The sequence below is a fragment of the Pseudomonas uvaldensis genome (assembly GCF_021271205.1).
GTDB classification, from domain to species: domain Bacteria; phylum Pseudomonadota; class Gammaproteobacteria; order Pseudomonadales; family Pseudomonadaceae; genus Aquipseudomonas; species Aquipseudomonas uvaldensis.
Genome location: NZ_JAIWKS010000013.1, coordinates 33,131 through 58,002, shown reverse-complemented (window position 1 = coordinate 58,002; position 24,872 = coordinate 33,131). Strand labels below are relative to the sequence as shown.

General features: G+C 62.6%; 22 protein-coding genes. 11 read left to right on the top strand and 11 right to left on the bottom strand.

All coding sequences use genetic code 11. From position 1 onward, the window contains the following. Positions 1-116: 116 nt before the first annotated feature. From LCU97_RS23615 to LCU97_RS23600, 4 genes are all read right to left on the bottom strand, one after another. A complete protein-coding gene (locus tag LCU97_RS23615) occupies positions 117-671 on the bottom strand; it encodes a tetratricopeptide repeat protein (RefSeq protein ID WP_053151746.1) in 555 nt (184 codons plus the stop codon). Positions 672-890: 219 nt separating this feature from the next. Beyond that, positions 891-2,174 carry a glutamate-1-semialdehyde 2,1-aminomutase gene (gene hemL / locus LCU97_RS23610; RefSeq protein WP_053151744.1) on the bottom strand — a complete coding sequence of 428 codons (1,284 nt, stop codon included), beginning with the start codon at positions 2,172-2,174 and terminating at the stop codon, positions 891-893. Between the two features lie 23 nt (positions 2,175-2,197). After that, the gene (gene thiE / locus LCU97_RS23605; RefSeq protein ID WP_053151742.1) at positions 2,198-2,824 is read right to left on the bottom strand and encodes a thiamine phosphate synthase; all 627 of its coding nucleotides are present in this window, start codon (positions 2,822-2,824) and stop codon (positions 2,198-2,200) included. A gap of 17 nt (positions 2,825-2,841) precedes the next feature. Continuing rightward, complete coding sequence (locus LCU97_RS23600; protein ID WP_232777920.1) at positions 2,842-3,639, bottom strand: hydroxymethylpyrimidine/phosphomethylpyrimidine kinase; 798 nt, start codon at positions 3,637-3,639, stop codon at positions 2,842-2,844. Positions 3,640-3,953: 314 nt separating this feature from the next. Here LCU97_RS23600 and LCU97_RS23595 point away from each other — a divergent pair, with 314 nt between their 5' ends. The 4 genes from LCU97_RS23595 to LCU97_RS23580 all read left to right on the top strand — a co-directional run bounded on the left by LCU97_RS23595 (position 3,954) and on the right by LCU97_RS23580 (position 10,458). After that, complete coding sequence (locus tag LCU97_RS23595) at positions 3,954-6,332, top strand: hybrid sensor histidine kinase/response regulator (protein WP_232777919.1); 2,379 nt, start codon at positions 3,954-3,956, stop codon at positions 6,330-6,332. A 74-nt stretch (positions 6,333-6,406) separates the two neighbouring features. Then, positions 6,407-8,056: an acyl-CoA dehydrogenase family protein gene (locus tag LCU97_RS23590; RefSeq protein WP_232777918.1), complete on the top strand. Its 1,650-nt coding sequence runs from the start codon at positions 6,407-6,409 to the stop codon at positions 8,054-8,056. 190 nt (positions 8,057-8,246) lie between these two features. Beyond that, complete coding sequence (gene amn / locus LCU97_RS23585; RefSeq protein WP_172679621.1) at positions 8,247-9,746, top strand: AMP nucleosidase; 1,500 nt, start codon at positions 8,247-8,249, stop codon at positions 9,744-9,746. A gap of 145 nt (positions 9,747-9,891) precedes the next feature. Next, positions 9,892-10,458: a pseudouridine synthase gene (locus LCU97_RS23580; protein WP_172679623.1), complete on the top strand. Its 567-nt coding sequence runs from the start codon at positions 9,892-9,894 to the stop codon at positions 10,456-10,458. Here the strand turns inward: LCU97_RS23580 and LCU97_RS23575 are convergent. Then, positions 10,453-10,662 carry a DUF2788 domain-containing protein gene (locus tag LCU97_RS23575; RefSeq protein WP_039594082.1) on the bottom strand — a complete coding sequence of 70 codons (210 nt, stop codon included), beginning with the start codon at positions 10,660-10,662 and terminating at the stop codon, positions 10,453-10,455. The two genes, LCU97_RS23580 and LCU97_RS23575, sit on opposite strands and share 6 nt — an antisense overlap. 216 nt (positions 10,663-10,878) lie before the next feature. Beyond that, the gene (locus LCU97_RS23570; protein ID WP_053151732.1) at positions 10,879-11,358 is read right to left on the bottom strand and encodes an Lrp/AsnC family transcriptional regulator; all 480 of its coding nucleotides are present in this window, start codon (positions 11,356-11,358) and stop codon (positions 10,879-10,881) included. A gap of 408 nt (positions 11,359-11,766) precedes the next feature. Here LCU97_RS23570 and LCU97_RS23565 point away from each other — a divergent pair, with 408 nt between their 5' ends. Then, on the top strand, positions 11,767-12,807 hold the full coding sequence (locus LCU97_RS23565; RefSeq protein ID WP_232777917.1) for a DUF6515 family protein: 1,041 nt from the start codon (positions 11,767-11,769) through the stop codon (positions 12,805-12,807). Between the two features lie 25 nt (positions 12,808-12,832). On the opposite strand, the gene LCU97_RS23560 is transcribed toward LCU97_RS23565, so the two are convergent. Both LCU97_RS23560 and LCU97_RS23555 read right to left on the bottom strand, forming a co-directional pair. Beyond that, positions 12,833-13,729, bottom strand: coding sequence for a cation diffusion facilitator family transporter (locus tag LCU97_RS23560; RefSeq protein WP_053151728.1), 897 nt, complete (start codon positions 13,727-13,729; stop codon positions 12,833-12,835). Positions 13,730-13,757: 28 nt separating this feature from the next. Further along, positions 13,758-14,177, bottom strand: coding sequence for a polyribonucleotide nucleotidyltransferase (locus LCU97_RS23555; RefSeq protein WP_232777916.1), 420 nt, complete (start codon positions 14,175-14,177; stop codon positions 13,758-13,760). 258 nt (positions 14,178-14,435) lie between these two features. Here LCU97_RS23555 and hrpB point away from each other — a divergent pair, with 258 nt between their 5' ends. Then, positions 14,436-16,952, top strand: a complete 2,517-nt coding sequence (gene hrpB / locus LCU97_RS23550) for an ATP-dependent helicase HrpB (protein WP_053151724.1) — start codon at positions 14,436-14,438, stop codon at positions 16,950-16,952. A 122-nt stretch (positions 16,953-17,074) separates the two neighbouring features. Here hrpB and LCU97_RS23545 read toward each other — a convergent pair whose 3' ends face one another. Both LCU97_RS23545 and LCU97_RS23540 read right to left on the bottom strand, forming a co-directional pair. Beyond that, entirely contained in the window at positions 17,075-18,154 is a 1,080-nt protein-coding gene (locus LCU97_RS23545; protein ID WP_053151722.1) for an endonuclease/exonuclease/phosphatase family protein, read from the bottom strand. Then, positions 18,151-18,810 (bottom strand): hypothetical protein, encoded by a 660-nt coding sequence (locus LCU97_RS23540; RefSeq protein ID WP_232777915.1) that lies wholly within the window; start codon positions 18,808-18,810, stop codon positions 18,151-18,153. The genes LCU97_RS23545 and LCU97_RS23540 overlap by 4 nt, the downstream gene beginning before the upstream one ends. Before the next feature lie 178 nt (positions 18,811-18,988). On the opposite strand from LCU97_RS23540, the gene LCU97_RS23535 reads away from it, so the two are divergent. From LCU97_RS23535 to LCU97_RS23515, 5 genes are all read left to right on the top strand, one after another. After that, complete coding sequence (locus LCU97_RS23535) at positions 18,989-19,750, top strand: DUF2076 domain-containing protein (RefSeq protein WP_232777914.1); 762 nt, start codon at positions 18,989-18,991, stop codon at positions 19,748-19,750. A gap of 140 nt (positions 19,751-19,890) precedes the next feature. Then, complete coding sequence (locus LCU97_RS23530) at positions 19,891-20,370, top strand: LabA-like NYN domain-containing protein (protein WP_053151716.1); 480 nt, start codon at positions 19,891-19,893, stop codon at positions 20,368-20,370. Positions 20,371-20,393: 23 nt separating this feature from the next. Next, entirely contained in the window at positions 20,394-21,005 is a 612-nt protein-coding gene (locus LCU97_RS23525; protein ID WP_232777913.1) for a 3'-5' exonuclease, read from the top strand. Between the two features lie 220 nt (positions 21,006-21,225). Next, positions 21,226-22,119, top strand: coding sequence for a drug/metabolite exporter YedA (yedA, locus tag LCU97_RS23520; RefSeq protein ID WP_053151711.1), 894 nt, complete (start codon positions 21,226-21,228; stop codon positions 22,117-22,119). A 57-nt stretch (positions 22,120-22,176) separates the two neighbouring features. Next, positions 22,177-23,514 carry a DEAD/DEAH box helicase gene (locus LCU97_RS23515; protein ID WP_053151709.1) on the top strand — a complete coding sequence of 446 codons (1,338 nt, stop codon included), beginning with the start codon at positions 22,177-22,179 and terminating at the stop codon, positions 23,512-23,514. Between the two features lie 40 nt (positions 23,515-23,554). Here LCU97_RS23515 and LCU97_RS23510 read toward each other — a convergent pair whose 3' ends face one another. Further along, positions 23,555-24,796, bottom strand: a complete 1,242-nt coding sequence (locus LCU97_RS23510) for a TIGR03862 family flavoprotein (RefSeq protein ID WP_232777912.1) — start codon at positions 24,794-24,796, stop codon at positions 23,555-23,557. Positions 24,797-24,872: the final 76 nt, after the last annotated feature.

Here is a 24,872-nt window from a genome sequence, read left to right as displayed (position 1 = left end):
AAAACCGAGTTGCCTTCATTCGCGCGCAAGCCCGCTCCCACATTAATTGTGAGCACCCGAGATCCTGTGTGGGAGCGGGTTTGCTCGCGAAAGGGCCTGTAGAGCCAGAGCAATGATCAAGGCAATGGCGAGAACGGTGTACGCCCATCGGCGTTCTGCAGTTCCATCAGGTATTTGCGGAAGATCTGCCCCAGCACCTGGGTCGCCACTTCCAGCTCGTCCCGGGGCATCTGCTCGGCGACTTCGTCGGCGGTGTCCAGGGCTTCTTCAGCGCCGTTGACGGCTGCCATCTTCAGTACGATGTAGGCCTGGACATTATTGGCGGGTACGCCTTCACCATGGAAGAACATGCCGCCCAACTTGAACTGTGCCTGGGCATGGCCTTGCAGCGAGGCTTTTTCGAAATAGTCGAGGGCTTGTTTGAGGTCGCGGGGCGCCGCCTTGCCTTCGTAGTAGAACTCGCCCAACTCGTATTGCGCTTGCGCATCGCCTGCGTCCGCGGCTTTTCGACAGGCGTCGAGCGCCGGTGCGAGATCTTGTGGCTGGGTGTTGAGCGTGCAACGGCCCATTGCCGGGATCAACAACGAGTTGCCGCCTGCCTGTGCGTTCGCGAGCAGGGGCTGAAGGAGCAACAGGCAGCCCAGGGCAAGGGTGCGGCCGGTGCGGTTCATGGGAATCGACTTACCTCTGAGGGGCGCGCGGACCCTCCGGGGGGATCCAATAAGCGCGCATTATGAAATAAGCAGGGCCATCCTTACAAAGTCTTTACTCGTTTTTCTGCTGCCGAGGCATGCCAATGGCTGCTACAGGGGTAAAGACGTAGGAAAAAGGGCTGGGGGGTGTCGTCAATAGCTGACGCTGGTGTAAGCCAGCGTCAGTTATCCACAGGCTTACTTCAGTGCGGCAAAGGCGCGTTCGGCGGCATCAAGGGTGATTTTCAGCTCGGCCTCGCCATGGGCGATGGAGGTGAAGCCGGCCTCGAATGCGCTCGGCGCCAGGTAGACGCCACCCTCCAGCATCAGATGGAAGAAGCGCTTGAAGCGGTCTGCATCGCTGGCCATTACGTCTTCGAACGTCACGATGTCGTCGGCACCACTGAAATACAGCCCGAACATACCGCCGGCCTGGGTGGTCACGAACGGAATACCGGCCGCGTCGGCACGGATCTGCAAACCGTCGAGCAGGCGGGTGGTGTAGTCGGTCAGTTCGGCGTGGAAGCCGGGGCGACTGATCAGGCGCAAGGTGGTCAGGCCGGCGGCCATGGCCAGTGGGTTGCCCGACAAAGTGCCGGCCTGGTAGACCGGACCCAGCGGCGCGATGCATTCCATGATGGCACGCTTGCCTCCGAAGCAGCCCACCGGCATGCCGCCACCGATGATTTTGCCGAAGGTGCTCAGGTCCGGTGTCACGCCGTAGTGCGCCTGGGCGCCGCCGAGGGCTACGCGGAAACCGGTCATCACTTCGTCGAAGATCAGCACTACGCCATGCTGGTCGCACAGGCTGCGCAGGCCTTCCAGAAAGCCCGGTGCCGGTGGCACGCAGTTCATGTTGCCTGCCACTGGCTCAACGATGATGCAGGCCACTTCCTGGCCGACTTCGCCGAGCATCTTCTCGACTTCTTCCAGGTCGTTGAAGGGCAGGGTCAGGGTGTGCCTGGCAAACGCCGCTGGCACACCGGCGGAACTGGGCACGCCTTGGGTCAGCGCGCCGGAGCCGGCCTTGACCAGCAGGCTGTCGGAGTGGCCGTGGTAGCAACCTTCGAACTTGATGATGCTGTCGCGACCGGTGTAGCCGCGCGCCAGACGGATGGCGCTCATGGTGGCTTCAGTGCCGGAGCTGACCATGCGCACCATTTCCATCGACGGCACGATGGAGCAGACCAGGTCGGCCATCTCCGTTTCCATGGCGGTCGGGGCGCCGTAGGACAGGCCGTGTTCCAGCTGCCGGCGTACGGCGTCCAGCACGTCCGGATGGCTGTGGCCCAGGATCATCGGCCCCCAGGAACCGACGTAGTCCACGTAGCGCTTGTCGTCTTCGTCCGTTACGTACGCACCTTCGGCGTGTTTGAAGAACAGCGGGGTGCCGCCGACGCTCTTGAACGCACGGACGGGGGAGTTCACGCCGCCGGGGATGTGTTTCTGGGCGTTGGCAAACAGAGTTTCGGAACGGGACATGGTCGGTCTCTCGAAAGCGGAAATTAGTGGATCTGCAACAGATCGTTGAATGCGCGGGCGCGGCGCGTCACCTCGGTGGTGCTGTCGGCGCCGAACAAGCCATGGACCACTGCCAGCAGGTCGACACCATGGGCCACCAGCGGGGCGGCGTTATCCAGTGTGATACCGCCAATGGCGCAGACGGGTATATGCAATTTGATACGGGCCTGCTCCAGCAGTTCAAGGTTTGCGCTGGGGGCGCCGGGCTTGGTGTTGGAGTTGAAGAATCGCCCGAAGGCGACATAGCTGGCGCCTTCGCTCGCGGCCTGTTCGGCCAGCTCCAGGCTGGAATGACAGGTGGAACCGATGATTGCCTTGTGCCCGAGCAGTGCCCGCACCGGTGCCAGCGGACCATCGGTCTGTCCCAAATGCACGCCGACGCCCAGGCGCGCAGCCAACTCGGCGTCGTCGTTGATGATCAGTTGGGTCTTGTAGCGTTCGCACAGATTGCGCAGCGCTTCGGCTTCACGCAGGCGCCGGGCGTCATCGCTGCTCTTGTCACGGTATTGCAGCAGGGTGACACCACCTTCCAGCGCCGCTTCGACATAGGCCAGGAATTTGCCGGCCAGCAGTTGGCTATCCGTGATGGCGTAAAGGCCACGTAGTTTCATGCAGCAGCCCTCCGATATTAAGAGCAGAAATCCAGCGGCAGGCGGCGCGGCACGAACTGGCCTTTGCCCAGTTGTTCGGCGTCGCGCAGGGTGCGCCAGGTGTAATCCAGGGCTGTCCGCACGGCGCTGGCGAGCTGTTCGCCCTGTGCCAGCCGACCGGCCAGGGCACTGGCCAGGGTACAGCCGGAACCGTGGTAACTGCCGGGTAGACGCTGGCAGGTAAACGTTTCGCGATGACCGTCACGGCTGTACAGGCGGTTGTGGACTTCATGTTCGTCGCCATGGCCACCGGTGATCAACAGGTGCTTGACGAAGGGCAACAGTTTTTCGGCGCATTCATCGGCGCTGCCTTCGGGCAGTTCAGCGAGGATGCGGGCTTCGGGCAGGTTGGGGGTCGCAATGATCGAAAGGGGCAGCAAACGTTCGCGCATGGCGTAGCCGACTTCATCCTTGCCCAGCCGTCCGCCACCGCCAGCGCGCAGTACCGGATCGCAGACCATGGGCAGGTGCGGGTGGGCCTGGAGCAGTTCGACCACCGTGTCGACCATTTCCAGTGAACCGAGCATGCCCAGCTTGACCGCCGCCACCGGCGAATCGTTGAGCACGGCATTGGCTTGCGCCAGGACCCACTCCCGATCGAGGACGCGGAAATCGCTCACGTTCACTGTGTCTTGCACGGTCAACGCGGTAACGGCCGGGGCGGCATGGCAACCCTGGGCGAGCAGGGCTTCGATATCTGCCTGCAAGCCGGCGCCACCACTGGGATCGTGGCCGGAGAGACAGAGGACAACGGGGCGAGAGCTGTAGGTATTCATGGTGCGCGAGCTTACCACCAAACCTGCCGCTGGAGCGTAAGCGAAGTCAATTGTGGAGTGAGCTTCGCTCCCACAGAAAGATCGCTTGGTGCAGCCAGTTTTTTATCTGACCAAGGCAACAGCTCTATCTCAATGCTTGGCGCTGAAACGCCCGTTCTAGAGCGCTCCGCAAGAAAAAATTTCCGTGGTGCAAGTTGGCCATCAACGGCTATGCTAAATATGGATCCAACTCATAACAGGTAATGCCGGTTTTACGTCTACTCAGGGAATGGGGGGCTTCCTGACTCAACCGGACAGGCCACGCTGGGGCTTAAATGCGCTATTTGCTGATGTTTCTATTGTGCTTGTCCCCTTTGGCAAGCGCCCTCGAATTCGATGAATTCACCCAAAGCCTGCCCCTGGGCCAAGCCTTGCAAGTGTTCGAAGATGTGGACGGCACGGCCACCATTGACGATGTCGTGACCCAGGCCGTCGCCCGCCAATTCAAGCCCCATGGCAAGGACACGCTGAACGCCGGTTATTCACGTTCGGCGTTCTGGCTAAAAATCGACTTGCACTACCGCCCCGGCAATCCGGATGCCCAGCGTACCTGGCTGCTGGAACTGGCGTATCCGCCGCTGGACCACCTCGACCTGTATCTGCCGGACGCCACGGGCGCGTATCGTCTGGCTCGCCGGACGGGCGATGCGTTGCCGTTCGCCGCCCGTGAAATTCGCCAGAACAATTACCTGTTCAGCCTGGACTTCAAGCCCGATCAACGCCAGACCGTCTATTTGCGCTTGCAAAGCCAGGGCTCGATCCAGGCACCGCTGACGCTGTGGTCCAGCACCGCCTATCTCGAACAGCAGCCGTTGCGTTTGTACGTGCTGGGAATCATTTATGGCGTGCTGCTGGGCATGCTGGTTTACAACCTGTTCATCTATCTAAGCGTGCGCGATACCAGTTATCTCTATTACATCGTTTATATCGCCTCGTTCGGCTTGTATCAGCTGTCGGTCAACGGGGCCGCGGTGGAATATTTCTGGCCGGACAGCCCATGGTGGGCCAATGCCGCGACGCCGTTTTTCATCGGTTGCGCGGGCCTGTTCGGCAGCCAGTTTGCCCGCAGCTTCCTGCAAACCGCACAACACAGTCGCTGGCTGGACCGATTACTCCTGGTATTGATTGCCTACAGTGCAGTGGTGGTGGGCCTGTCGTTGATGACCAGCTACGCCCTGGCGCTGCGCCTGGCGACGGCGCTGGCGCTGATGTTTACCGTGGTGGTTTTCGCTGCCGGGTTGTTTGCCTGGTGGCGAGGGTTGCGGGTCGCGCGTTATTTCATCATTGCCTGGTCGGCGTTTTTGCTGGGAGGCGCGGTCAACACGCTGATGGTGCTTGGTTATCTGCCGAACGTCTTCCTGACCATGTACGCCAGCCAGATTGGCTCGGCCATCGAGGTGGCCCTGCTGTCCCTGGCTCTGGCGGACCGCATCAATGCCATGCGTGAACAACAGGCCCAGACCCTTTTCGACGCCGGGCAGAAGCTGGAGGTGCTCAACCAGCAACTGGCCCAGGGCAACAAACTCAAGGACGAATTCCTTGCCACCCTGACCCATGAACTGCGCACGCCCATGAACGGTGTGATCGGCTCTCTGGAGCTGATGGAAACCGTCGAAATGAATGCAGAACTGATCCAGTATCAACAGACCGCCGCCGGTTCGGCGCGGGACATGATGCGCATGGTCAACGGCATGCTCACGCTCACCGAGCTGCAGGCAGGCAAGCTCAAGGTGGCTGCGGCGCCGTTTAGCCTGCGAGGGATGATCGATGCCTTGCAGATGCAGTTCGGCGGTAACGCGGCGGTCAAGGGGCTGGATTTCAGGGTGGATGTGGCATCCGACCTGGCGGATCGCCTGTTGGGCGACAGCGGCAAGCTGGCGCAATGCCTGGAATGCCTGTTGGACAATGCCATCAAGTTCACGCGGGTGGGCGGCCTTGCGCTGCGGGTCAGCGGCAGGCCGATGGGGCTTGATCGGTGGGGGCTGTCCTTCGCGGTGATCGATACCGGCATTGGCTTCACCGATCTGGGAGAGGCGACCTTGTACCAGCGGTTTTTCCAGCTCGACGGATCGATGACCCGCGAGTTCGGTGGCCTCGGTGTGGGCCTGGCGATTTGTCGGCAATTGGTGGAGTTGCTCGGTGGCCGCTTGACCCATACCTCTGAGCCCGGCCGCGGCAGCCGTTTCCAGCTGGACGTCGAGTTCGAGACGGCATCGCCCGTGCCCGCGCCGTTTTCGTTCGACACGCGGGAAGAGACGCGTCGACCCCAGGACTGTACGGTGCTGCTGGCCGATGACAACAGCGTCGATCAGTTGGTCATGCGCGGCATGTTGCTCAAGCTTGGCTATCGAGTGCGTACGGCTGACAACGGTCACGCGGCGCTGGAACTGTTGCAGCAGGACAGCTTTGACGCGGTGCTGCTCGACTGTCAGTCGCCTCCGTTGGACGGCGTGGCGATCTGTTGCCGGATTCGCACCCTGGCCGGATGTGAAGATGTGCCGGTGTTGGTGGTCAGTTCGAACCTTGAACCGACTTACTGTCCCTCCGGCGCCTTGATCGATTACCTGAGCAAACCCGTGAAATTCGAAGTGTTGCAGACGATTCTGCAGCGGCGGGTACTGTGTCCGAAACAGGGTGAAAGCGCCGATATTTAGGCGCATATGACACTTTGTTCGGCCTGGAGGCGGTGCTTAACTGAATCCCTGCTGGCCGACCGAGGAGCCCCGTCATGAATCTGCACCAGTTTGCCGAAACCCACGACGTCACCAATCAGCCACCGTCCCTGGATGGCGCCAACCTGTACCGCATCGACCTGCCACTGCAGCAATGGTCGCAACGCTTTGGCGCGGGCTGGGCACAGGAGCGGATCGATGCATATGGTGCATTGGCCGGTGGGCCACTGATGGAGGCGGGGTTCCTGGCCAACCAGAACAAGCCGGTGTTTTCCAGTCATGACCGCTATGGGCATCGGATCGACCTGGTGGAATTTCATCCGGCCTACCACCAACTGATGCGCACCGCCGTCGAGCATGGCCTGCCGAGCCTGCCATGGGCCCATCCGCAACCCGGCGCTCATGTCGCCCGGGCCTCGATGACTTATCTGCACAGCCAGGCCGAAGCCGGCACCGGCTGCCCTCTGACCATGACCTTCGCCAGCGTGCCGGCGCTGCGCCTGCAACCGGACCTGGCCGAGCGCTGGCTGCCCAAGGTGCTCGCCACTGAGTATGACCCACGCAACGTCGGCGTGGCTCATAAGGCTGGGGTCACCCTTGGCATGGCGATGACCGAGAAGCAGGGTGGCACCGATGTGCGCGCCAATACCACCAAGGCCTATCCGGTGGGCGCCCGTGGTCCGGGTCAGGCTTATGAATTGGTGGGCCATAAGTGGTTCTGTTCGGCGCCGATGTGCGATGCCTTCCTGACCCTGGCGCAGACCGACAAGGGCCTGACCTGTTTCCTGCTGCCGCGCCATCGCCCGGATGACACCCGCAACCAGTTCTACATTCAACGGCTCAAGAACAAGCTGGGCAACTGTTCCAATGCGTCGAGCGAAGTCGAGTTCCGCGGCGCGCTGGCCTGGATGGTCGGTGAAGAAGGGCGGGGCGTGCCGACCATCATCGAGATGGTCGCCATGACCCGTTTTGATTGCATGGTGGGTTCCAGCGCCCTGATGCGTCAGGCCCTGACCCAGGCCAGCCACCACTGCGCGCATCGCAAGGTCGGTGGCAAGGTGTTGAGCGAACAGCCGCTGATGCAAAACGTACTGGCGGACCTTGCTCTGGAAAGCGAAGCCGCCCTGGCACTGAGCCTGCGCATGGGCCGGGCGCTGGATCACTTGAGTGACGAACACGAGGCCAGGTTCGCCCGGCTGGTGACGGCGGTGGGCAAATACTGGATCTGCAAGCGCGCCCCCGCCATGATCAACGAAGCCGCCGAGTGCATGGGCGGTGCCGGTTACGTCGAAGACAGCATCCTGCCGCGCCTGTACCGGGAAGCACCGGTCAATTCGACGTGGGAAGGCTCCGGCAACGTGCAATGCCTGGATGTATTGCGGGCCCTGTCCAAGGAGCCCGGCGTGCTTGAAGTGCTGTTCAGCGAACTGGGCGACGGCCACGGCGACAAGCGCCTGGCTGCCCATATCGAGGGACTGCGCACGGCATTCAAAGACACCGACGACATCCAGTACCGTGCCCGGCAATTGACTGAGGACATTGCCGTCGGCCTGCAAGCCAAGTTGTTGCTGGAAGCGGGGAACAGCGAGGTCAGCGACGCTTTTATTGCCAGCCGTCTCGGCTCGACCGGACGGGTCTATGGAGCCCTGCCTCGGGGGTTGAATGTCGAGACGATCGTGGCGCGCTCTACGCCGCAGGATTTCTGAATAGCCTGCAACTTGCACTGAACCTCCTGTGGGAGCGGGCTTGCCCGCGAAAGCGTCGGCACATCCTGCCCCTTCATAAGCTGACACACCGCCTTCGCGAGCAAGCCCGCTCCCACAGGGGATCCCCTGGGGCTTGGGATTAATAACAGCCATTACGCCACTGTTCCCGTAAGACGACGATGCAGGCAAGATGAAGGCCTGCAAGTCAGAACACAGGAAGCTGATCGTGACCGAAGCGTTTATTGTCGTTCAAACCGCCGAGCAAGCCGTAGATCGGCTCGCGGCCCTGCACGAGCGTGCGACCACCGCGCTGAACCAGGCGCTGATGCGTTATCTCAAGGACCGTATCGAACCGAGTGCCGAGCAACGGGCGTTGTTTCGTTACCCGGCCCTGCGCCTGACCTATCACTGCCATGGCGAAGTCCCGCAGACCACCCGCGCCTATGCCAAGGTCCAATTGCCGGGCACTTACTGCGTCACCGTCACCCATCCTGCCGCGTTCCGTAAATACCTGCTGGAACAACTGGTTCCGCTGATGCACGACTTCACGGTTACCGTGGAAGTCGGCGTCAGCGAGCAAAATATTCCGTATCCGTACGTAGTCGAGCAGGGTGACGAGCTGGCCGGCTCCGGCGTGACGGCGGCGGTGCTGGCGCGGGTTTTCCCCAGCACCGACCTGTCGGCCGCCACCGATGGCATCGCCGACGGCCTGTACGATTGGGAAAACACCGACCCACTGCCCCTGGCGCTGTTCGATGCCGCCCGCGTGGACTTTTCCCTGCGCCGGCTGGTGCATTACACCGGCAGCGACTGGCGTCATGTGCAGCCGTGGATCCTGCTGACCAACTATCACCGTTATGTCGACCAGTTCATCGTCCATGGCCTGGAGCAGTTGCGCAGCGATCCGCGTTTTGTGCGCATGGTCCTGCCGGGCAACGTCATCATCGACAAGCATATGGATCACAGCGAAGCCTCGGCCATCGCCGCCGGCGTGGTCTGGCACCGCTACCAGATGCCGGCCTATCACCTGCAGGCCAGCGACGGCCACGGCGTGACCCTGGTGAACATCGGCGTCGGTCCTTCCAACGCCAAGAACATCACCGACCACCTGGCGGTGCTGCGTCCTCATTGCTGGCTGATGATCGGCCACTGCGGCGGGTTGCGGCAGTCCCAGACCATCGGCGACTACGTGCTCGCCCACGCCTACATGCGCCGCGATGGCATTCTCGACCGCGTGGTGCCGCCGAACATTCCGATCCCTGCCCTGGCGGAGGTGCAGCTGGCGTTGCAGCAGGCGGCGGCGAACATCACTGGCGAAAAGGGCGACGAGCTGAAGAAGCGTCTGCGCACCGGCACCGTGCTGACCTACGATGATCGCAACTGGGAGCTGCGCTGGGCCCAGGAGCGGCCGTTGATCAACCTGTCCCGCGCCGTAGCGGTGGACATGGAAAGCGGCACCATCGCCGCCCAGGGTTATCGCCTGCGGGTGCCTTATGGCACGCTGCTGTGCGTGTCGGACAAACCGCTGCACAGCGAGATCAAGCTGCCGGGCTCGGCCAACGCCTTTTATGAGCGTGCGGTCAACCAGCACTTGAAGATCGGCATCGAGGCGCTGGACCTGTTGCGTACCGAACTCACCTCGCTGCACTCGCGCAAACTGCGCAGTTTCGACGAGCCGCCGTTCCGCTGACATCGTTCGGGCGGTGGTTATTTAACGGTCGGGCCACTAGCATGGTCGGCCCTGACCGTTAGATGTTGTGTTTGCCATGGCCCGTCCTCCACGTCCCGCTTCCCGCCGCCCTGGTGTGAAGTCTCCTGCATTCGCTCCGCGCCGGGTGGCCAAGGCCCCGCCGGCCGAGCCGCGGCTGATTCTGTTCAACAAACCCTTCGATGTACTGACGCAGTTCAGCGACGGTGAGGGGCGGGCAACGCTCAAGGACTTCATCGATGTGCCAGGCATCTACCCGGCCGGGCGGCTGGATCGCGACAGTGAAGGACTGCTGTTGCTGACCAACGACGGGCAATTGCAGGCCCGCATCGCCGACCCCAAGCACAAACTGGCCAAGACCTATTGGGTGCAGGTGGAAGGCGAGCCGAGTGCCGAACAGTTGCAGCGGCTGCGCGATGGCGTGGAACTGAATGACGGCATGACGTTGCCGGCCGAGGCTCGCCAGTTGGACGAACCGCAACTCTGGCCGCGTAATCCGCCGGTGCGCTTTCGCAAGAGCGTGCCCACGAGCTGGCTGGAACTGGTCATCCGTGAAGGGCGCAACCGTCAGGTGCGGCGCATGACCGCCGCGGTGGGCTTGCCGACGCTGCGGCTGGTGCGGGTCAGGATTGGCGACTGGACGATCGAAGGGCTCGATCAGGGCCAGTGGAAGGAAGTGCCGGCGCGCTTATAGCGTTCCGGACTCGATCAGGCCGATCACCACGCTCTTGATGATGAACGCCGCCACGCCAAGGCCTAGCACAAAAAACAGGATGAACGAGCCGAAACGCCCGGCCTTGGATTTCTTCGCCAGGTCCCAGACGATGAAGCCCATGAAAATGATCAGGATGCTGACCAGGCCGGTCATCATCCACTCTTCGAAAACAGCAGGATCCATCGAAACACTCCGGCGCAGACGGGTTGAAAAGGCCGGGCGAGTATACGGCATGGGGGAAGGCCGAGGGGCTGGCCTGCGGCGGTGTGTCGCAGCTGTTCATCGCGGACTCTGTGGGAGCCGAGCTTGCTCGCGATGGCGGCCTTACTGTCGACTATGATTTGGCTGATCCACCGCCATCGCGAGCAAGCTCGGCTCCCACAAGGTTGCTGGGGGCTTTCAGCCGCGCAGATGAGTCAATGGCAACTCGGTGCTGTTGAGCACTTGGTTAAGCACGAAGCTGGAGCGTACGCTGGTGACGCCGTCGATCCGGGTCAGGTGTCCCAGCAGCAGTTTCTGGTAATGGTCCATGTCGGGCACCACGACCTTGAGCTGGTAGTCCGCGTCCATCCCCGTCACCAGGCTGCACTCCAGCACTTGCGGCAGGTTGCGGATGGCTGCCTCGAAATTCTCGAAGCGCTCGGGCGTGTGACGGTCCATGCCGATGAGTACGTAGGCCGTCAGGCTCAGGCCAAGCATCTTGCGATCGAGCAGAGCGACCTGCCGGGAAATGTACCCGTCGTCCTCCAGTTGCTTGACCCGGCGCGAGCAGGGGGAAGGGGACAGGCCGATGCGTTCGGCCAGTTCCTGGTTGGAGATCCGCGCGTCGCGCTGCAATTCCGCCAAAATACTCAGGTCGTAACGGTCGAGTTTGCTCATCGGTCGGGCCTTTATTCTGTTAATTGCGGTGGATTATCCATCCTGAGTTAAAAATTGCGCAAGTGGTGTTTATTCGAGCAATCTTCGCAATCATCTGTCGGCTCTGCAGCCTTATGCTTACCACCAAGATCACTGCTCGGACAAACAGTCCAATGCAGCCCGCCCGATCAGGCCGGCTGCGGTCGCGGCACCCACAGGTGTCTGGCAGGCCCCCGAGCTGCACGTTGTCCAGAAGACGGCGTGAGGTGAGCCGACGTCAAAAGCGTCGCGCACGGACGAAATTCTCGAGGGGAGGCCGACGGGCCTCCCTTTTTTAATGCCTGCAAAAAAACCGAGTAATCTGTAGCAGAACCGGCCTGGGCTTTTCTCAGTCTTATCGTCAGGCCTTGAACCGTCGTGAGGAATAACATGAAGTCGCGCATCTGGCGTTTGGCAGGTGTTGGTTTGTTGTGGGCAAGTGTCAGTGCGCAAGGGATGGCCGATGATCAACAGAATCGTGGCGGCCCGGAAGGTGGGCGTGGCTATGATCAGCGAGGCGGGGATCAGCGAGGCGGCAATGGTCAGGGGCACGCCGATCAACCCCGGCCGCAGCATAACGAACGAAACAACGAAATTATCCGCGGTGACAACAGCCGCCAGTTCGAGCCTGGCGCCCAGCGCCAGGGCGGACAGCCTTACTACAGTCCGCCCAAGGACCCCAACGGCGCAGGTCGACCTCCTCACCAACCGGGCAATAACCTGCCGATCCAGGGGCGGCCCGACAGCGTGACCCAGACGCAGGAACCCCAACCGGGTTACTACCGCGATATCCCGCGTCGCAGCGAAGGCTACCCGAGCAGGCCACGGCCCGACTATAACAACCGCCCCGACAACCGCCCCGACCAGTACTGGCCCGGTCGGCCGGACGGTCACGGCAATGGTTGGGGGCCGGGGCCGCAATATCGTCCGGGGTATGTGATCGACCGTTTTCCGGAGCGCCATTATCGAGTGCCCTATCGTGGCGAGGATTATTTCTACTCGGGCGGCTACTGGTATCGTCCGCAGGGGCCGCGCTACATCGTGGTGCAGCCGCCACGGGGGATTCGTACCCGTTACTTGCCCGATTACGCACGGGAAGTGTGGATTGGCAGCTCGCTGTTTTTCCTCGCCGCCGGGGCCTATTACATTTACGAGGCCAGCACCCGGGATTACGTCGTGGTCGATGCGCCAATCGCCAACCCGCAGCCTCAACCCCAGGGTAACGGTTTCGATGTGGTGGCCTATCCGGCCAATGGCCAGTCTCCCGAGCAGGTCAACCAGGATGGCTACGATTGCTATCGTTGGGCGGTGCAGCAGAGCGGTTTCGACCCGCGCAACTACACCTATCCGCCGGCGCCGGAAGTGGTGCAGACCTACCGCCAGGCTCAGGGGAGTTGCCTGAGTAGCCGAGGGTATCAGGTGAATTACTGAGGTCTGTTTGTTCAGTCGATGAGGCTCATCCGCCCCTGGCGCCCTTGACCACCTCCGATGGATCGGCATGGACCAGTACTTCGGCTTTTGGATAGGCCTGGTGGATGGCGTCGGCGGCCTGGTCGCTGATGCCATGGGCCACCGACAGGCTCAGCTCGCCAGGCAATTCCAAGTGCAATTGCACGAACCAATGGTTGCCGGAGATCCGCGTGCGCAGGTCATGGGCACCGAGCACACCAGGTACCGCGCAAGCCAGTGCCAGCATGTGCTGGCTGACGTCGGGCGGTAATTCCTCGTCCATCAGCACGGCGAAGCTTTCCCGGGCGATCTGAATGGCGCTCCACAAAATGTACGCGGCGATACCCAGGCCGAACCAGGCATCGACCTGGAACCAGCCGAACCCGGCCAGAACCAGGGCTACCAGGATGCTGCCGTTGAGCAGCAGGTCGGAGCGGTAATGCAGCGAGTCGGCGCGTACGGCATTGGAGCCGGTGGCGCGGATAACCCGGTGCTGCAATGCCAGCAGCGCCAGCGTCAACACCAGGGAAAATACGATCACACCGACACTCAGCCAAGGCGCCTGCACCGCAACCGGTTCTTTCAAGCGTTCAAACGCCTGCAACGCGATCAATATCGCACTGCCAGCGATGAACAACGCCTGGGCCATGCCGGCCAGGGACTCGGCCTTGCCGTGCCCGTAGCGGTGGTCGTCGTCGGCGGGGCGCAGAGCGTAATGCACCGCCAGCAGATTGAGCAGCGAGGTGACGCCGTCCAATGCCGAGTCGGTCAGGCCGGCGAGCATGCTCACCGAACCGCTCAACCACCAGGCCAGAGCCTTGGCGACGATGAGGATCAGCGCCACGGCCACCGAGGCACGGGTGGCCAGGCGCAGCAGACGAGCATGTTCGGCGCTGGTGGTCATGGCGCGGTCGTTCCTTCGGCGGCGCCCTTCATGCGGCAGGTTTGAGACCGAAGGCGGCCAGTTGCTGGGCGCTGCCCTTGTGCTGGATCAGCCGTGGATCGTCCAGCGGGAAGCTGCGGCCCAGTTCGCTTTCCAGGATCGCTTGCAGCTTATGGTTGTCGACACTGCCGTCGGCGTTGATGGCCGGCTTGAGTTTCTCCGGGGCGATCTGGGCGCTCTTGCCCGGTTCGAAGTAGATGGCGCCGGTGGCGAAGTCCACGGCGAACGCGATCAGGCCGGGAATGATGTAGAACAGCAGGCCGACGGCATCGAGGGCGGCGATGGCCGGGTCGATCTTGCCATCGATCTGGCCGCGACGGTCCGGATAGAAGATCGAGCCGCAGGCGCTGAGCTGGGTCAGCAAGGCGGCGACCAGGACGCCGCCGATCACGCGAGAGGGCATACGCATAACAATCTCCTGAACAGGTAAGGGGGGCGTTGCTGGTTGGAGTCCAGACCACGCGAAACAGTTCGCCGTTATACTCGGCCCTCTGTTCTGGAGCTAGTGGCCTGTGTGGCTAATTCGTGCACTCAACTTCGGCGCCAGAACTTGCCAGACTGCGTTGCCAATCCTCGCCGTAGCGGGCTACGACTCGTCATGGCGCCTTGCCTGACAAGCCCTGGCACTCGAAGTTGAGTACTCGAATTAACCGTACAGGCCACCCGCATGATTTCTTTACCGATCGATGAAATTTTACCTGCCTTGCGTCAAGCCTTGGTCTCACGCCACGAAGCCGTGCTCGAAGCACCTCCCGGCGCCGGTAAAACCACCCGGGTCCCCTTGGCCCTGCTGAACGAAGCCTGGTTGGCCGGGCAGACCATCCTGATGCTTGAGCCCCGGCGCCTGGCGGCCCGGGCGGCGGCCGAGCGGCTGGCCAGTGAGCTGGGAGAAAAAGTCGGACAAACCGTGGGCTATCGGATTCGCCTCGACAGCAAGGTCGGCCCGGATACCCGTATCGAAGTGGTCACCGAAGGCATCCTCACCCGCCGCCTGCAGGACGATCCGGCGCTGGAAGGCGTGGGGTTGGTGATTTTCGATGAGTTCCACGAGCGAAGTCTCGACGCCGATCTGGCCTTGGCCTTGAGCCTCAACGGTCGGGAGCTGTTTCGCGAAGATCAGCCGCTGAAGATCCTGCTGATGTCCGCCACCCTCGAAGGCGAGCGCCTGGCCGGTCTGCTGGGCGATGCGCCGATCCTGCGCAGCCAGGGGCGGATGTTTCCCGTGACGGTGCGTTGGGGGCGTCCGTTTCAGCCCGGCGAGTTCATCGAGCCGCGACTGGTGCAGACGGTACTGGAAGCGTTGCACGATGAAACCGGCAGCGTGCTGGTGTTCCTGCCGGGCCAGGCGGAGATCCGCCGTGTCCATCAACAACTGGCCGATGCCTTGGGCGAAAACAGCGATGTGTTGCTCTGCCCGCTGCACGGCGAACTGGACCTCGCGGCCCAGCGCGCCGCCATCGACCCGGCGCCCCCTGGTCGGCGCAAAGTGGTGCTGGCGACCAACATCGCCGAAACCAGCCTGACCATCGACGGCGTCCGGGTGGTGGTGGATGCCGGCCTGGCCCGCGTGCCGCGTTTCGATCCGGGCAGCGGCATGACCCGTCTCGATACCCAGCGTATCTCTCGGGCCAGCGCCACGCAGAGGGCCGGTCGGGCCGGGCGGCTGGAGCCGGGGGTGTGTTATCGATTGTGGTCCGAGGACCAGCATGAGCAACTGGCCGCTTACGGCAGCGCGGAAATGCTCTCGGCGGATCTGGCCGGGTTGGCCTTGCAGCTGGGACGTTGGGGCGTGACGCCGCAGCAACTGGTCTGGCTCGACGTGCCGCCGCCCGCCGCTTATGCCCAGGCCCAGGATTTGTTGCAACGTCTGGGCGCCCTGGATGGCGAGCAACTGACGCGTCACGGCCAGGCCATGGCCGAGTTGCCAGCGCACCCGCGAATCGCTCATCTGCTTCTGCGTGGCCAGGCATTGGGGCTGGCGGAGATGGCGTGCAACGTCGCGGCATTATTGGGCGAGCGGGATATTCTCCGGGGCGCGGGAGCGGACCTGCACAGCCGCCTGGCCTTGCTGTCCGGCGAGGAGCGGGCGGCACGCGGTGCTCAGGGCGGCGTGCAGCGGGCTCGGCAACTGGCCCGGCAGTATCGGGGCTACTTGCGAGGCAAGGCCGAAGCTGCGGTGAACGATCCCGATCATCCGCGCTGGCTCGGTGCATTGCTGGCCCTGGCCTATCCGGATCGCGTAGCCCAGCAGCGTCGGCCTGGTGGCGCGGAATATCGTCTGGCCAATGGTCGTGCGGCGTTGTTCGCCGAGGCCGACAGCCTGATGAAACAAGCGTGGCTGGTGATCGCAGATCTTGGCAGCCGCCAGGGGCAGCGAGAAGAGCGGATCTACCTGGCGACGGATTTCGACCCGGCGCTGTTCGATTCGGTGCTGGCCGAGCAAGTGCATACGGTGGATCAGCTGGACTGGGACGAGCGCGAAGGCGTGCTTCGGGCCGAGCGCCAGCGCAAGGTCGGCGAACTGGTGCTCAGCCGTGAGCCGTTGACCGGCCTGGACGAATCGGCCCGCAGTCAGGCGCTGGTAAACCTGGTGCGACGCAAGGGACTGGAGCTGTTGCCCTGGACCCCGGAACTGCGCCAATGGCAAGCGCGAGTGGCGCTGCTGCGCGCACTGGACCTGGAGGCCAAGGGCGAGAGCGAATGGCCCGACGTCAGCGACGCGACGCTGCTCGATCGCCTGGAGCACTGGTTGATGCCCTACCTGGGACGGGTGTCGCGGCTCAGTCATTTTGCCAGCCTGGACTTGTCGAGCATCGTTCGCAATCTGCTGCCCTGGCCCTTGCCGCAACGGCTGGATGAGCTGGCGCCGCAGCACGTGAGCGTACCCTCGGGCTCGTCGATTCGCCTGGACTACAGCGAGCATCCGCCGGTTCTTGCAGTGCGCTTGCAAGAGCTGTTCGGCCTGGCCGACACCCCGCGCATCGCCGGCGGGCGCCAGGTGGTCAAGCTGCACCTGTTGTCTCCGGCCCGCCGCCCGGTGCAGGTGACCCAGGACCTGGCGAACTTCTGGCGCAGCACCTATGCCGAGGTGAAGAAGGATTTGAAAGGGCGATATCCCAAGCATTACTGGCCGGACGATCCGCTGGTGGCGGAGGCGACGGCGCGGGTGAAGCCGCGTAAGTGAAGTCCTGATCTTAAATGTAAACCCTGTGGGAGCGAGCCTGCTCGCGATAGCGGTGTGTCAGTCGACATCAATGTTGCTGGTCTACCGCAATCGCGAGCAGGCTCGCTCCCACAGGTGTCCGGCTATGGCGTAACGGGCAGCAGGAACCGCGCAATCACCGGCAAATGATCGGAGATCCGCAACGTGTCGTCTTGCCGCACCTGAGCCTCGACCCGTTTGATTCGGGGGCTGTAGAACAGGTAGTCGACGGTGCGGTCGGGGCCGTTGAGGCCGGGGTCGTTCGGGTAGTGGGTCAGCCAGTGCTTGCGGTCGATGCCGCTGGCCTCGTTGTTAGTGGGGATCATCGGGTACTTGTCCCACAGCAGATGCAACGGGCTGTCGGCGGAGTAGGGCGTGCGCTGCTCGGCGGGCAGGCGCAGGTACTGGCCCAGGGGCAGGAGGTTGAAGTCGCCGCCGATCAGCCAGGGCGTGCCGGCGGATTCGAGTTTGTCCAGGGCCTTGGCGACGGCGGTGACTTGCCGGGGCAGGGTTTCATCCGGCTCGGCAGCCCGCTCCAGATGGGTATTGAGGATCGCCAGCCGGCCGCCATCGCTCAGGGGCAGGTAGCTCACCAGCAAAGCGTTTCTCGGCTGGAACTGGCGACTGATGAAATTGGCCTTGGCCACCGGCAGTTGCACCCGTTCGGCCTGGTCGATGCGGTAGCGGCTCAGCGTTGCCAGTTGTCTACCGACACTGCCGAAAATGTGCGGGTCGGGGATGAAGTCGGCTTTCCAATCGAAGGCGCTGGTGCTGCATGGATAGAGGTCGGCGAGCCGTTCCTGCAACAGCTTGAGCTGGTTCTGGTAGTCGCTGGCCTTGGCGCCGTTGTCCAGCTCCTGGAGCAGGACAATGTCCGGTTGCTCGTCGCGAATGACCCGTGCCACTTCGTCGAGGCTGAAGGCCATGTCTTCCAGGGTCGGGCTTTCATCGTCGCCCTGGGCCAGGTCGTGCCAGAACACGTAGCGCTTGCCGGCCAGGAACTGCACGTTCCAGGTCATCACTTTCAAGGCCTGGCCGGGCATCAGCGGTGCGGCGTTGGCAGCGCAACTGACCGGCGCTGCTTCCCGGGCCTGTGGACGCCAGGTCAGGCCATAGATCGCCAGGGCGGCCAGGCAGAGGATCGCCAACAGGCCCAGCAAGGTGTTGCGCAGAAAACCGGTCATGGCTCGGGCTTTTCCGTGATCAACATGAAGATCCGGTACAGCACCACGCTGGTGAACAGTTGCAGGAAGCTGTGGACGCTGTCGATCAACAAGCCGATCGCCGGATTCTGAGGGGCCGGATACAACGAGACGCTGGCGCCCTTGAGCAGCCATAGCGGGCCCATCACGCCGAGGATGCATAACAGGATCCGCCAGAAACGACCGCGACTCATGCGCAGGCTTTCCTTCATCGCCGCCAGTGGCGCCAGGCCCCTGAGCACCAGCAGGTATTCACTGAACGCCAGGGTCACCATCAACCAAAGGCCAGGCAGCAGGTATAACGAGATACCCAGCAGGATCAACAGTGTGTTGAGGGCCGTCAGCACGGCGAAGCGTGGCCACAGGGTCAGGGCGGCGGCCAGCAGGTCGCGGGTGCGCGGCGATTCGCCGCGACTGCGGGCATCGAGAAACAGGATCAGCGCAGCGGTGTACAGCGGGTACACCAGCAGGCCGACGACCAAGCTGTAGCCAGGAAAACCGTCGGGGCCGACGGCACTGTCCACGCCTTGCTGCAACAGCGCCTCGAGTATCACCAGGGGCAGGCACAACTGGGCGATCCGGCCCAGATGGCGCTTGAAGAAATACAAAGAGTCGCGCAGCACGTCGAACGGATTCATGAGTCGGTATCGCAGTTCCAGAAGCGGTCCGACACTTTAACCGATCAGGCGCCCGCACGAGCAAACGTAAACATCAGGTAAAGAACATTGAAACCTTCCCGGCGAGCCCCATTACTGTCAGGCGCCGGTGCTTCGGGACCGGCATGGTTTTTCTACCCGGCAATCTGATGAGGTCGCCATGAACAGCGAAGAACAAACCCTGATCGATGGACTGTTTTCACGGCTGCAACAGGCCGAAAAGGACTCAGCCCCGCGCGATGCCCAGGCCGAGGCGCGGATCAAGGAACACTTGGCCAACCAGCCTGCGGCGGGCTATTTCATGGCCCAGGCGATCCTGGTACAGGAGGCGGCGATCAAGCGCCTCGACGAGCAGAACAGGCAACTGACCCAGCAAATCGAGCAGTTGCAGGCTGACCTGCAAAGCGCTCGCAATCAGGCTCCGGCCGCGAGCGGTGGTGGTTTTCTCTCAAGTATCTTCGGCGGCAGCAACCGGGATACGCGGCCGACAGCAGCTCCGAGCGCTCCGGCCTCCAGCGGCGGCTGGCGGGAATCGGTGCGGCCTTCTTCTTTCGGCGCTGCGCCGGCCCAGCAAGGTTCTGGCGCGCCCCCCGCGGGTTACGGCGCACCGCTACAGCAGGCCCCGGCGGCCAGCAGTTTTCTGGGCGGCGCCTTGAAAACCGCAGCCGGTGTAGCCGGTGGCGTGATGCTGGCGCAGGGCATCAGCAGCCTGTTCCACAGCAGCCAACAGCCCCAGGAAATCGTCGAGATCCTCCGAGAAGAGCCGGCGCAGCCGGTCAATGATGCCGCTGACAACGGCGGCTGGGGCGATCACCAGCAAGTGGCCGACAACAATGCCTTCGGCAGCGACCAGGGCGGCTTCGACGACGCCGACTACAGCGACGATTCTTCCTTCTTTGGCGACGACGATTCCTACGTCTGAGCCTGCCATTCGTCCGGGGCGCGAGGCGCCTCGGACCGATTATTCGCGGAACGATCCACTGGGCTGGCATACTGGGCGCCTTTTCGGGGCCGGTGGCCTGACCCAGAGCCTGCGCGCTTGTGCATTCAAGAGGAACCGCGGTGAAGAAAATCGCAGTGTTCGCCGATGTCCAGAACCTCTATTACACCGTGCGCCAGGCTTATGGTTGTCACTTCAACTACGCGGCGCTGTGGGCCGATGTCAGCAAGCAGGGGCAGATCGTCGAGGCTTATGCCTATGCCATCGACCGCGGCGACAGCAAGCAGCAGCAATTCCAGCAGATCCTGCGCAACCTGGGATTCACTGTGAAGCTCAAGCCCTACATTCAGCGCAGCGATGGCTCGGCCAAAGGTGATTGGGACGTGGGTATCACGCTCGACATCATGGACGCCGCCGATCATGTCGACGAAGTGGTATTGGCTTCCGGTGATGGCGATTTCGACATGTTGCTCGAGCGCATCATCGCCAAGCACGGTGTACAGGCGGTGGCTTACGGCGTGCCGGGGCTGACCGCCAACTCGCTGATCCGCGCCGCCAGTCGCTACGTGCCCATCGAAGGCGCGCTGCTGCTCAAGAATTGATCGTTTACGGAGTTCAGACAAGTTTGGAACGCATCGCAGTCATCGACTTTGAAACCACCGGCATCACCCCCAGCAGCAGTTGTCGGGCCACGGAAATCGCCGTGGTGATCCTTGAGCGTGGGCAGATTGTCGACCGTTACCAGAGCCTGATGAATGCCGGCGTGCGCGTGCCTGCCTTCATCGAGCAACTGACCGGCATCAGCAACGCCATGCTGCGCAGCGCTCCCCCGGCCGAGCGGGTGATGAACGAGGTCAATGAATTCGTCGGCATCACGCCGCTGCTGGCCCATAACGCCGCGTTCGACCAGAAGTTCTGGGATTTCGAACTGGGTCGCATCAAGCGTACCCGGCTGCAGAATTTTGCCTGTTCGCTGCTGCTGGCGCGGCGCCTGATGCCGGCCGCACCCAACCACGAGCTCGGCACCCTCAACACCTACGCCGGTCTGCCCCATACCGGCCAGGCCCACCGGGCCATGGCCGACGCCGAAATGGCCGCCAACCTAACGGCGCACCTGGCATCCGAACTGCGGCAAACGCATGGGGTGCAGGCGTTGTCCCATGATTTGCTGTGCAGTTTGCAGAAAGTGCCGGCGGCAAAGATCGGCGAGCACCTCAAGCGGTATCGCGAAGGCTGAATACCATCGCGAACTCCCACAGTTTTGGTTTGCAGTGAGTCTGCTATTTGTCATTGCCCTCCAATTGCCCCAGCGGCACCCGCCTTTCAATGGTGGTGGACAGGCCCATCGAAGGCTTGCTGAAAAGTGTATGGGCCGGATAAACAGGTTTTGTAGCTTATTTTCCGTTCGTCGCTTTTTTAGAATAGCGTCTCTCCATTGTCCTGATTTCGAGCTGACCATGTCTGGCCCACGCCGTTTTCCTTTGCCGTTGATCGCTGCTTTTTTCGCCTTGTATGTCATCTGGGGGTCCACCTACCTGGTGATTCGCATCGGTGTCGAGCATTGGCCGCCGTTGTTGCTGGCGGGCATTCGTTTCGTGATGGCCGGCTCGCTGATGTATGGCTTTTTGCGCTGGCGTGGCGCGCCGGCACCGACCTGGGCGCAATGGAAGGCCGCTGGGCTCATCGGTGTGTTGTTGCTCAGTTTTGGTAACGGCGCGGTGAGCGTCGCGGAACACACTGGCGTGGCATCCGGCGTGGCGGCGCTGGCGGTGGCGACGGTGCCTTTGTTTACCTTGCTCTGTGGTTACTTCTGGGGCGCGCGCAATACGCGTCTGGAATGGGCGGGGATTGTGTTGGGGCTGATCGGCATCGCCATGCTCAACCTGGGCTCCAACCTGCAATCCAGCCCCTTGGGTGCGACCTTGCTGATATTCGCGGCGGCCTCCTGGGCCTTCGGCTCCGTGCTGAGCAAGCACCTGCCGCTGCCGGCGGGCGCCATGGCCAGTGCCGTAGAGATGCTGGTGGGCGGTGTGGTGTTATTGATCGGCAGCTTCGCCAGTGGCGAGCACCTGGAACGCATGCCTGCGTTCGAAGGCTGGTTCGCCCTGGCTTATCTGACCTTCTTCGGTTCGATCATTGCCTTCAATGCCTACATGTACCTGCTCAAGCATGTGCGTCCGGCGGCGGCCACCAGTTATGCCTACGTCAACCCGGCGGTAGCGGTGTTGCTGGGGATCGTGTTCGCCGGTGAAACCATCGGTGTCGAAGAGGCCCTGGCGATGCTGGTCATCATCAGTGCCGTGGTGTTGATCGGGCTGCCCCAGTGGCGCAAGCCCAAGCCCGTGGCCTGATTTGAGGTAAACTGCCGCGCATTGCACACCTTGCGCTGATTTTCCTACGGTATTCCCATGACTTTCGCCACCCTTGGCCTGATCGAACCTTTGCTGCGCGCCCTCGAGACGCTCGGCTACCAGACCCCGACCCCGGTGCAGGCCCAGGCCATGCCTGCGGTGCTGGCCGGTCGCGACCTGATGGCCGCGGCCCAGACCGGCACCGGCAAGACCGCCGGGTTCGCGGTGCCGTTGTTGCAGTTGCTGACCACCGAAGGGCCGAAGGTCGCTTCCAATTCCGTACGGGCGCTGATCCTGGTACCGACCCGTGAACTGGCCGAGCAGGTTCATGAAAGCGTACGCCAATACGCACAGCACCTGCCGTTGAGTACTTACGCGGTGTACGGCGGCGTCAGCATCAATCCGCAGATGATGAAGCTGCGCAAGGGCGTCGACCTGCTGGTCGCCACGCCGGGCCGCCTGCTCGACCTGTTTCGGCAGAACGCCCTGAAGTTCAACCAGTTGCAGACCCTGGTGCTGGACGAAGCCGACCGCATGCTCGATCTGGGCTTCTCCGAGGAACTGGCGAATATCTACAAGGCGCTGCCGAAAAAGCGCCAGACGCTGCTGTTCTCTGCCACCTTCTCCGACGCGATCCGCTTGCTGGCCGGACAGATGCTCAACGATCCGCTGAGCATCGAAGTCAGTCCGCGCAACGTGGCCGCCAACACCGTCAAGCAATGGGTGGTGACGGTGGACAAGAAGCGCAAGCCGGAATTGTTCGTGCATTTGATGCGCAAGAACAAATGGAAACAGGTGCTGGTTTTCGCCAAGACCCGCAACGGCGTCGATGCGCTGGTGGAAAAACTCCAGGGCCTGGGCGTCAACGCCGACGGCATCCACGGCGACAAGCCCCAGGCCACCCGGCAACGCGCACTGGACCGTTTCAAGGTTGGTGAAATCCAGATCCTGGTGGCCACTGACGTCGCCGCCCGTGGGCTGGACATCGAAGACTTGCCGCTGGTGGTGAACTTCGATCTGCCCATCGTTGCCGAGGATTACATCCACCGTATCGGCCGTACCGGCCGGGCGGGTTCCACCGGCGAAGCCATTTCCCTGGTCTGCGCCGATGAAGTGAACCTGCTGTCCGCCATCGAAATGCTGACCCGCAAGACCTTGCCGCGGCAGATGGAACAGGATTTCGAGCCTGAGCACCGCGTGCCCGATACCGATGCCAGCGGTCAGGTCATCAAAAAACCGAAAAAGCCGAAGAAACCCAAGGCGTCGGGCGGTGGCGGCAAGCGCAACCTGGGCAAATGGGTGGACAGCGGGGACTCGGCGCCGGTTGAACCTTCGATCAAGCCTGTGCGAAAAGTGCCGGTGTTCAATACCGGGCCGCGTAAGCGTAAGCCTTGATGTGCTTCGTCTGGTAGATCGCGATAGGTGCGCCGCGGTTTCAATCCTTGCGCTGTAGCCACTCCAACATCCCCAACCCCGCCGCCCGCCCGCTGGCAAAACACGCGGTCAGCAGATAACCACCGGTCGGCGCTTCCCAGTCCAGCATTTCCCCGGCGCAGAACACGCCGGGTATTTGCTTGAGCATCAGGCGTGTGTCCAAGGCTTCGAAAACCACGCCGCCGGCGCTGCTGATGGCTTCGTCCAATGGGCGGGTTTTCACCAGAGTGATCGGCAATGCCTTGATCGCCCGGGCCAGCTGCGTCGGGTCCGTGAAACAGTTGGCGGATGTCTGCTCTCGTAACAACGCAGCCTTGACCCCATCGATCCCCAATTGGCTGTGCAGGTGCTTGGCCATCGAGCGTGAGCCGCGAGGCTTGTTCAAGGCCTGGAGAACTTTATCCACAGGCCGGCCCGGCAACAGATCCAGGTGAACCGTCGCACGGCCATCTCGGTTGATGGCCTCGCGAATCGGTGCCGACAGGGCATAGATCAGGCTGCCCTCCAGGCCGGTAGCGGTCAGCACGCATTCGCCGAGGCGTGGCACGTCATCGTTGAGGCCGATGGCAATGTTTTTCAATGGGGCGCCAGCAAATTTGCTGATCATCAGATCGCTCCAGCCCGGCACGTCGAACCCGCAGTTGCTGGGTTGCAACGGCGCCAGGGCGACGCCGCGTTGTTCCAGGGGCAGCATCCAGGCGCCGTCGGAGCCCAGGCGCGACCAACTGCCACCGCCCAATGCCAGCAACGTCGCGTCGGGCCGCCGCGTGATTTCGCCGTCCGGGCTGGCGATTCGCAGGCTACCGTCGGGGTTCCAGCCCTGCCAGCGATGGCGTGTATGAATTGCCACACTCGCATCCCGCAGCCGTTTGAGCCAGGCGCGTAGCAATGGGGCGGCTTTCATGTCGGTAGGGAATACTCTCCCCGAGCTGCCGACAAACGTATCGATGCCCAGGTCGTGGATCCATGTGCATAACTCATCGGCGCCGAAGGCTCGCAGCAGTGGAGCGAGGTTCGGTGCGCGTTCGGCGTAGCGGGACAGGAACGCCGGGAAGGGTTCCGAATGGGTGATGTTCATGCCGCCGACACCGGCCAACAGAAATTTCCTGCCCACTGACGGCATGCCGTCGTACAAATCGACCCGGACCCCGGCCTGGCTCAAGACTTCCGCTGCCATGAGGCCGGCAGGGCCGCCGCCGATGATGGCGATGGTTGGAGTGGCGGGTGGGACGGTCGAGGTCATGGCGTGGACTGCTGGGACGAGGATAAGCGCGGCATTCTATCAGCACAGATATTGTGGGAGCGGGCTTGCTCGCGAA

Excerpts from the sequence above, each read along its gene's own strand:
- hemL (WP_053151744.1), bottom strand. The coding sequence starts at position 2,174 with ATGTCCCGTTCCGAAACTCTGTTTGCCAACGCCCAGAAACACATCCCC.
- LCU97_RS23555 (WP_232777916.1), bottom strand. The coding sequence starts at position 14,177 with ATGCGTATGCCCTCTCGCGTGATCGGCGGCGTCCTGGTCGCCGCCTTG.
- LCU97_RS23570 (WP_053151732.1), bottom strand. The coding sequence starts at position 11,358 with ATGAGCAAACTCGACCGTTACGACCTGAGTATTTTGGCGGAATTGCAG.
- LCU97_RS23510 (WP_232777912.1), bottom strand. The coding sequence starts at position 24,796 with ATGACCTCGACCGTCCCACCCGCCACTCCAACCATCGCCATCATCGGC.
- LCU97_RS23595 (WP_232777919.1), top strand. The coding sequence starts at position 3,954 with ATGCGCTATTTGCTGATGTTTCTATTGTGCTTGTCCCCTTTGGCAAGC.
- hrpB (WP_053151724.1), top strand. The coding sequence starts at position 14,436 with ATGATTTCTTTACCGATCGATGAAATTTTACCTGCCTTGCGTCAAGCC.
- amn (WP_172679621.1), top strand. The coding sequence starts at position 8,247 with ATGAAGGCCTGCAAGTCAGAACACAGGAAGCTGATCGTGACCGAAGCG.
- LCU97_RS23540 (WP_232777915.1), bottom strand. The coding sequence starts at position 18,810 with ATGAATCCGTTCGACGTGCTGCGCGACTCTTTGTATTTCTTCAAGCGC.
- LCU97_RS23565 (WP_232777917.1), top strand. The coding sequence starts at position 11,767 with ATGAAGTCGCGCATCTGGCGTTTGGCAGGTGTTGGTTTGTTGTGGGCA.
- LCU97_RS23615 (WP_053151746.1), bottom strand. The coding sequence starts at position 671 with ATGAACCGCACCGGCCGCACCCTTGCCCTGGGCTGCCTGTTGCTCCTT.
- LCU97_RS23560 (WP_053151728.1), bottom strand. The coding sequence starts at position 13,729 with ATGACCACCAGCGCCGAACATGCTCGTCTGCTGCGCCTGGCCACCCGT.
- LCU97_RS23545 (WP_053151722.1), bottom strand. The coding sequence starts at position 18,154 with ATGACCGGTTTTCTGCGCAACACCTTGCTGGGCCTGTTGGCGATCCTC.
- LCU97_RS23575 (WP_039594082.1), bottom strand. The coding sequence starts at position 10,662 with ATGGATCCTGCTGTTTTCGAAGAGTGGATGATGACCGGCCTGGTCAGC.
- thiE (WP_053151742.1), bottom strand. The coding sequence starts at position 2,824 with ATGAAACTACGTGGCCTTTACGCCATCACGGATAGCCAACTGCTGGCC.
- yedA (WP_053151711.1), top strand. The coding sequence starts at position 21,226 with ATGTCTGGCCCACGCCGTTTTCCTTTGCCGTTGATCGCTGCTTTTTTC.
- LCU97_RS23535 (WP_232777914.1), top strand. The coding sequence starts at position 18,989 with ATGAACAGCGAAGAACAAACCCTGATCGATGGACTGTTTTCACGGCTG.
- LCU97_RS23515 (WP_053151709.1), top strand. The coding sequence starts at position 22,177 with ATGACTTTCGCCACCCTTGGCCTGATCGAACCTTTGCTGCGCGCCCTC.
- LCU97_RS23600 (WP_232777920.1), bottom strand. The coding sequence starts at position 3,639 with ATGAATACCTACAGCTCTCGCCCCGTTGTCCTCTGTCTCTCCGGCCAC.
- LCU97_RS23590 (WP_232777918.1), top strand. The coding sequence starts at position 6,407 with ATGAATCTGCACCAGTTTGCCGAAACCCACGACGTCACCAATCAGCCA.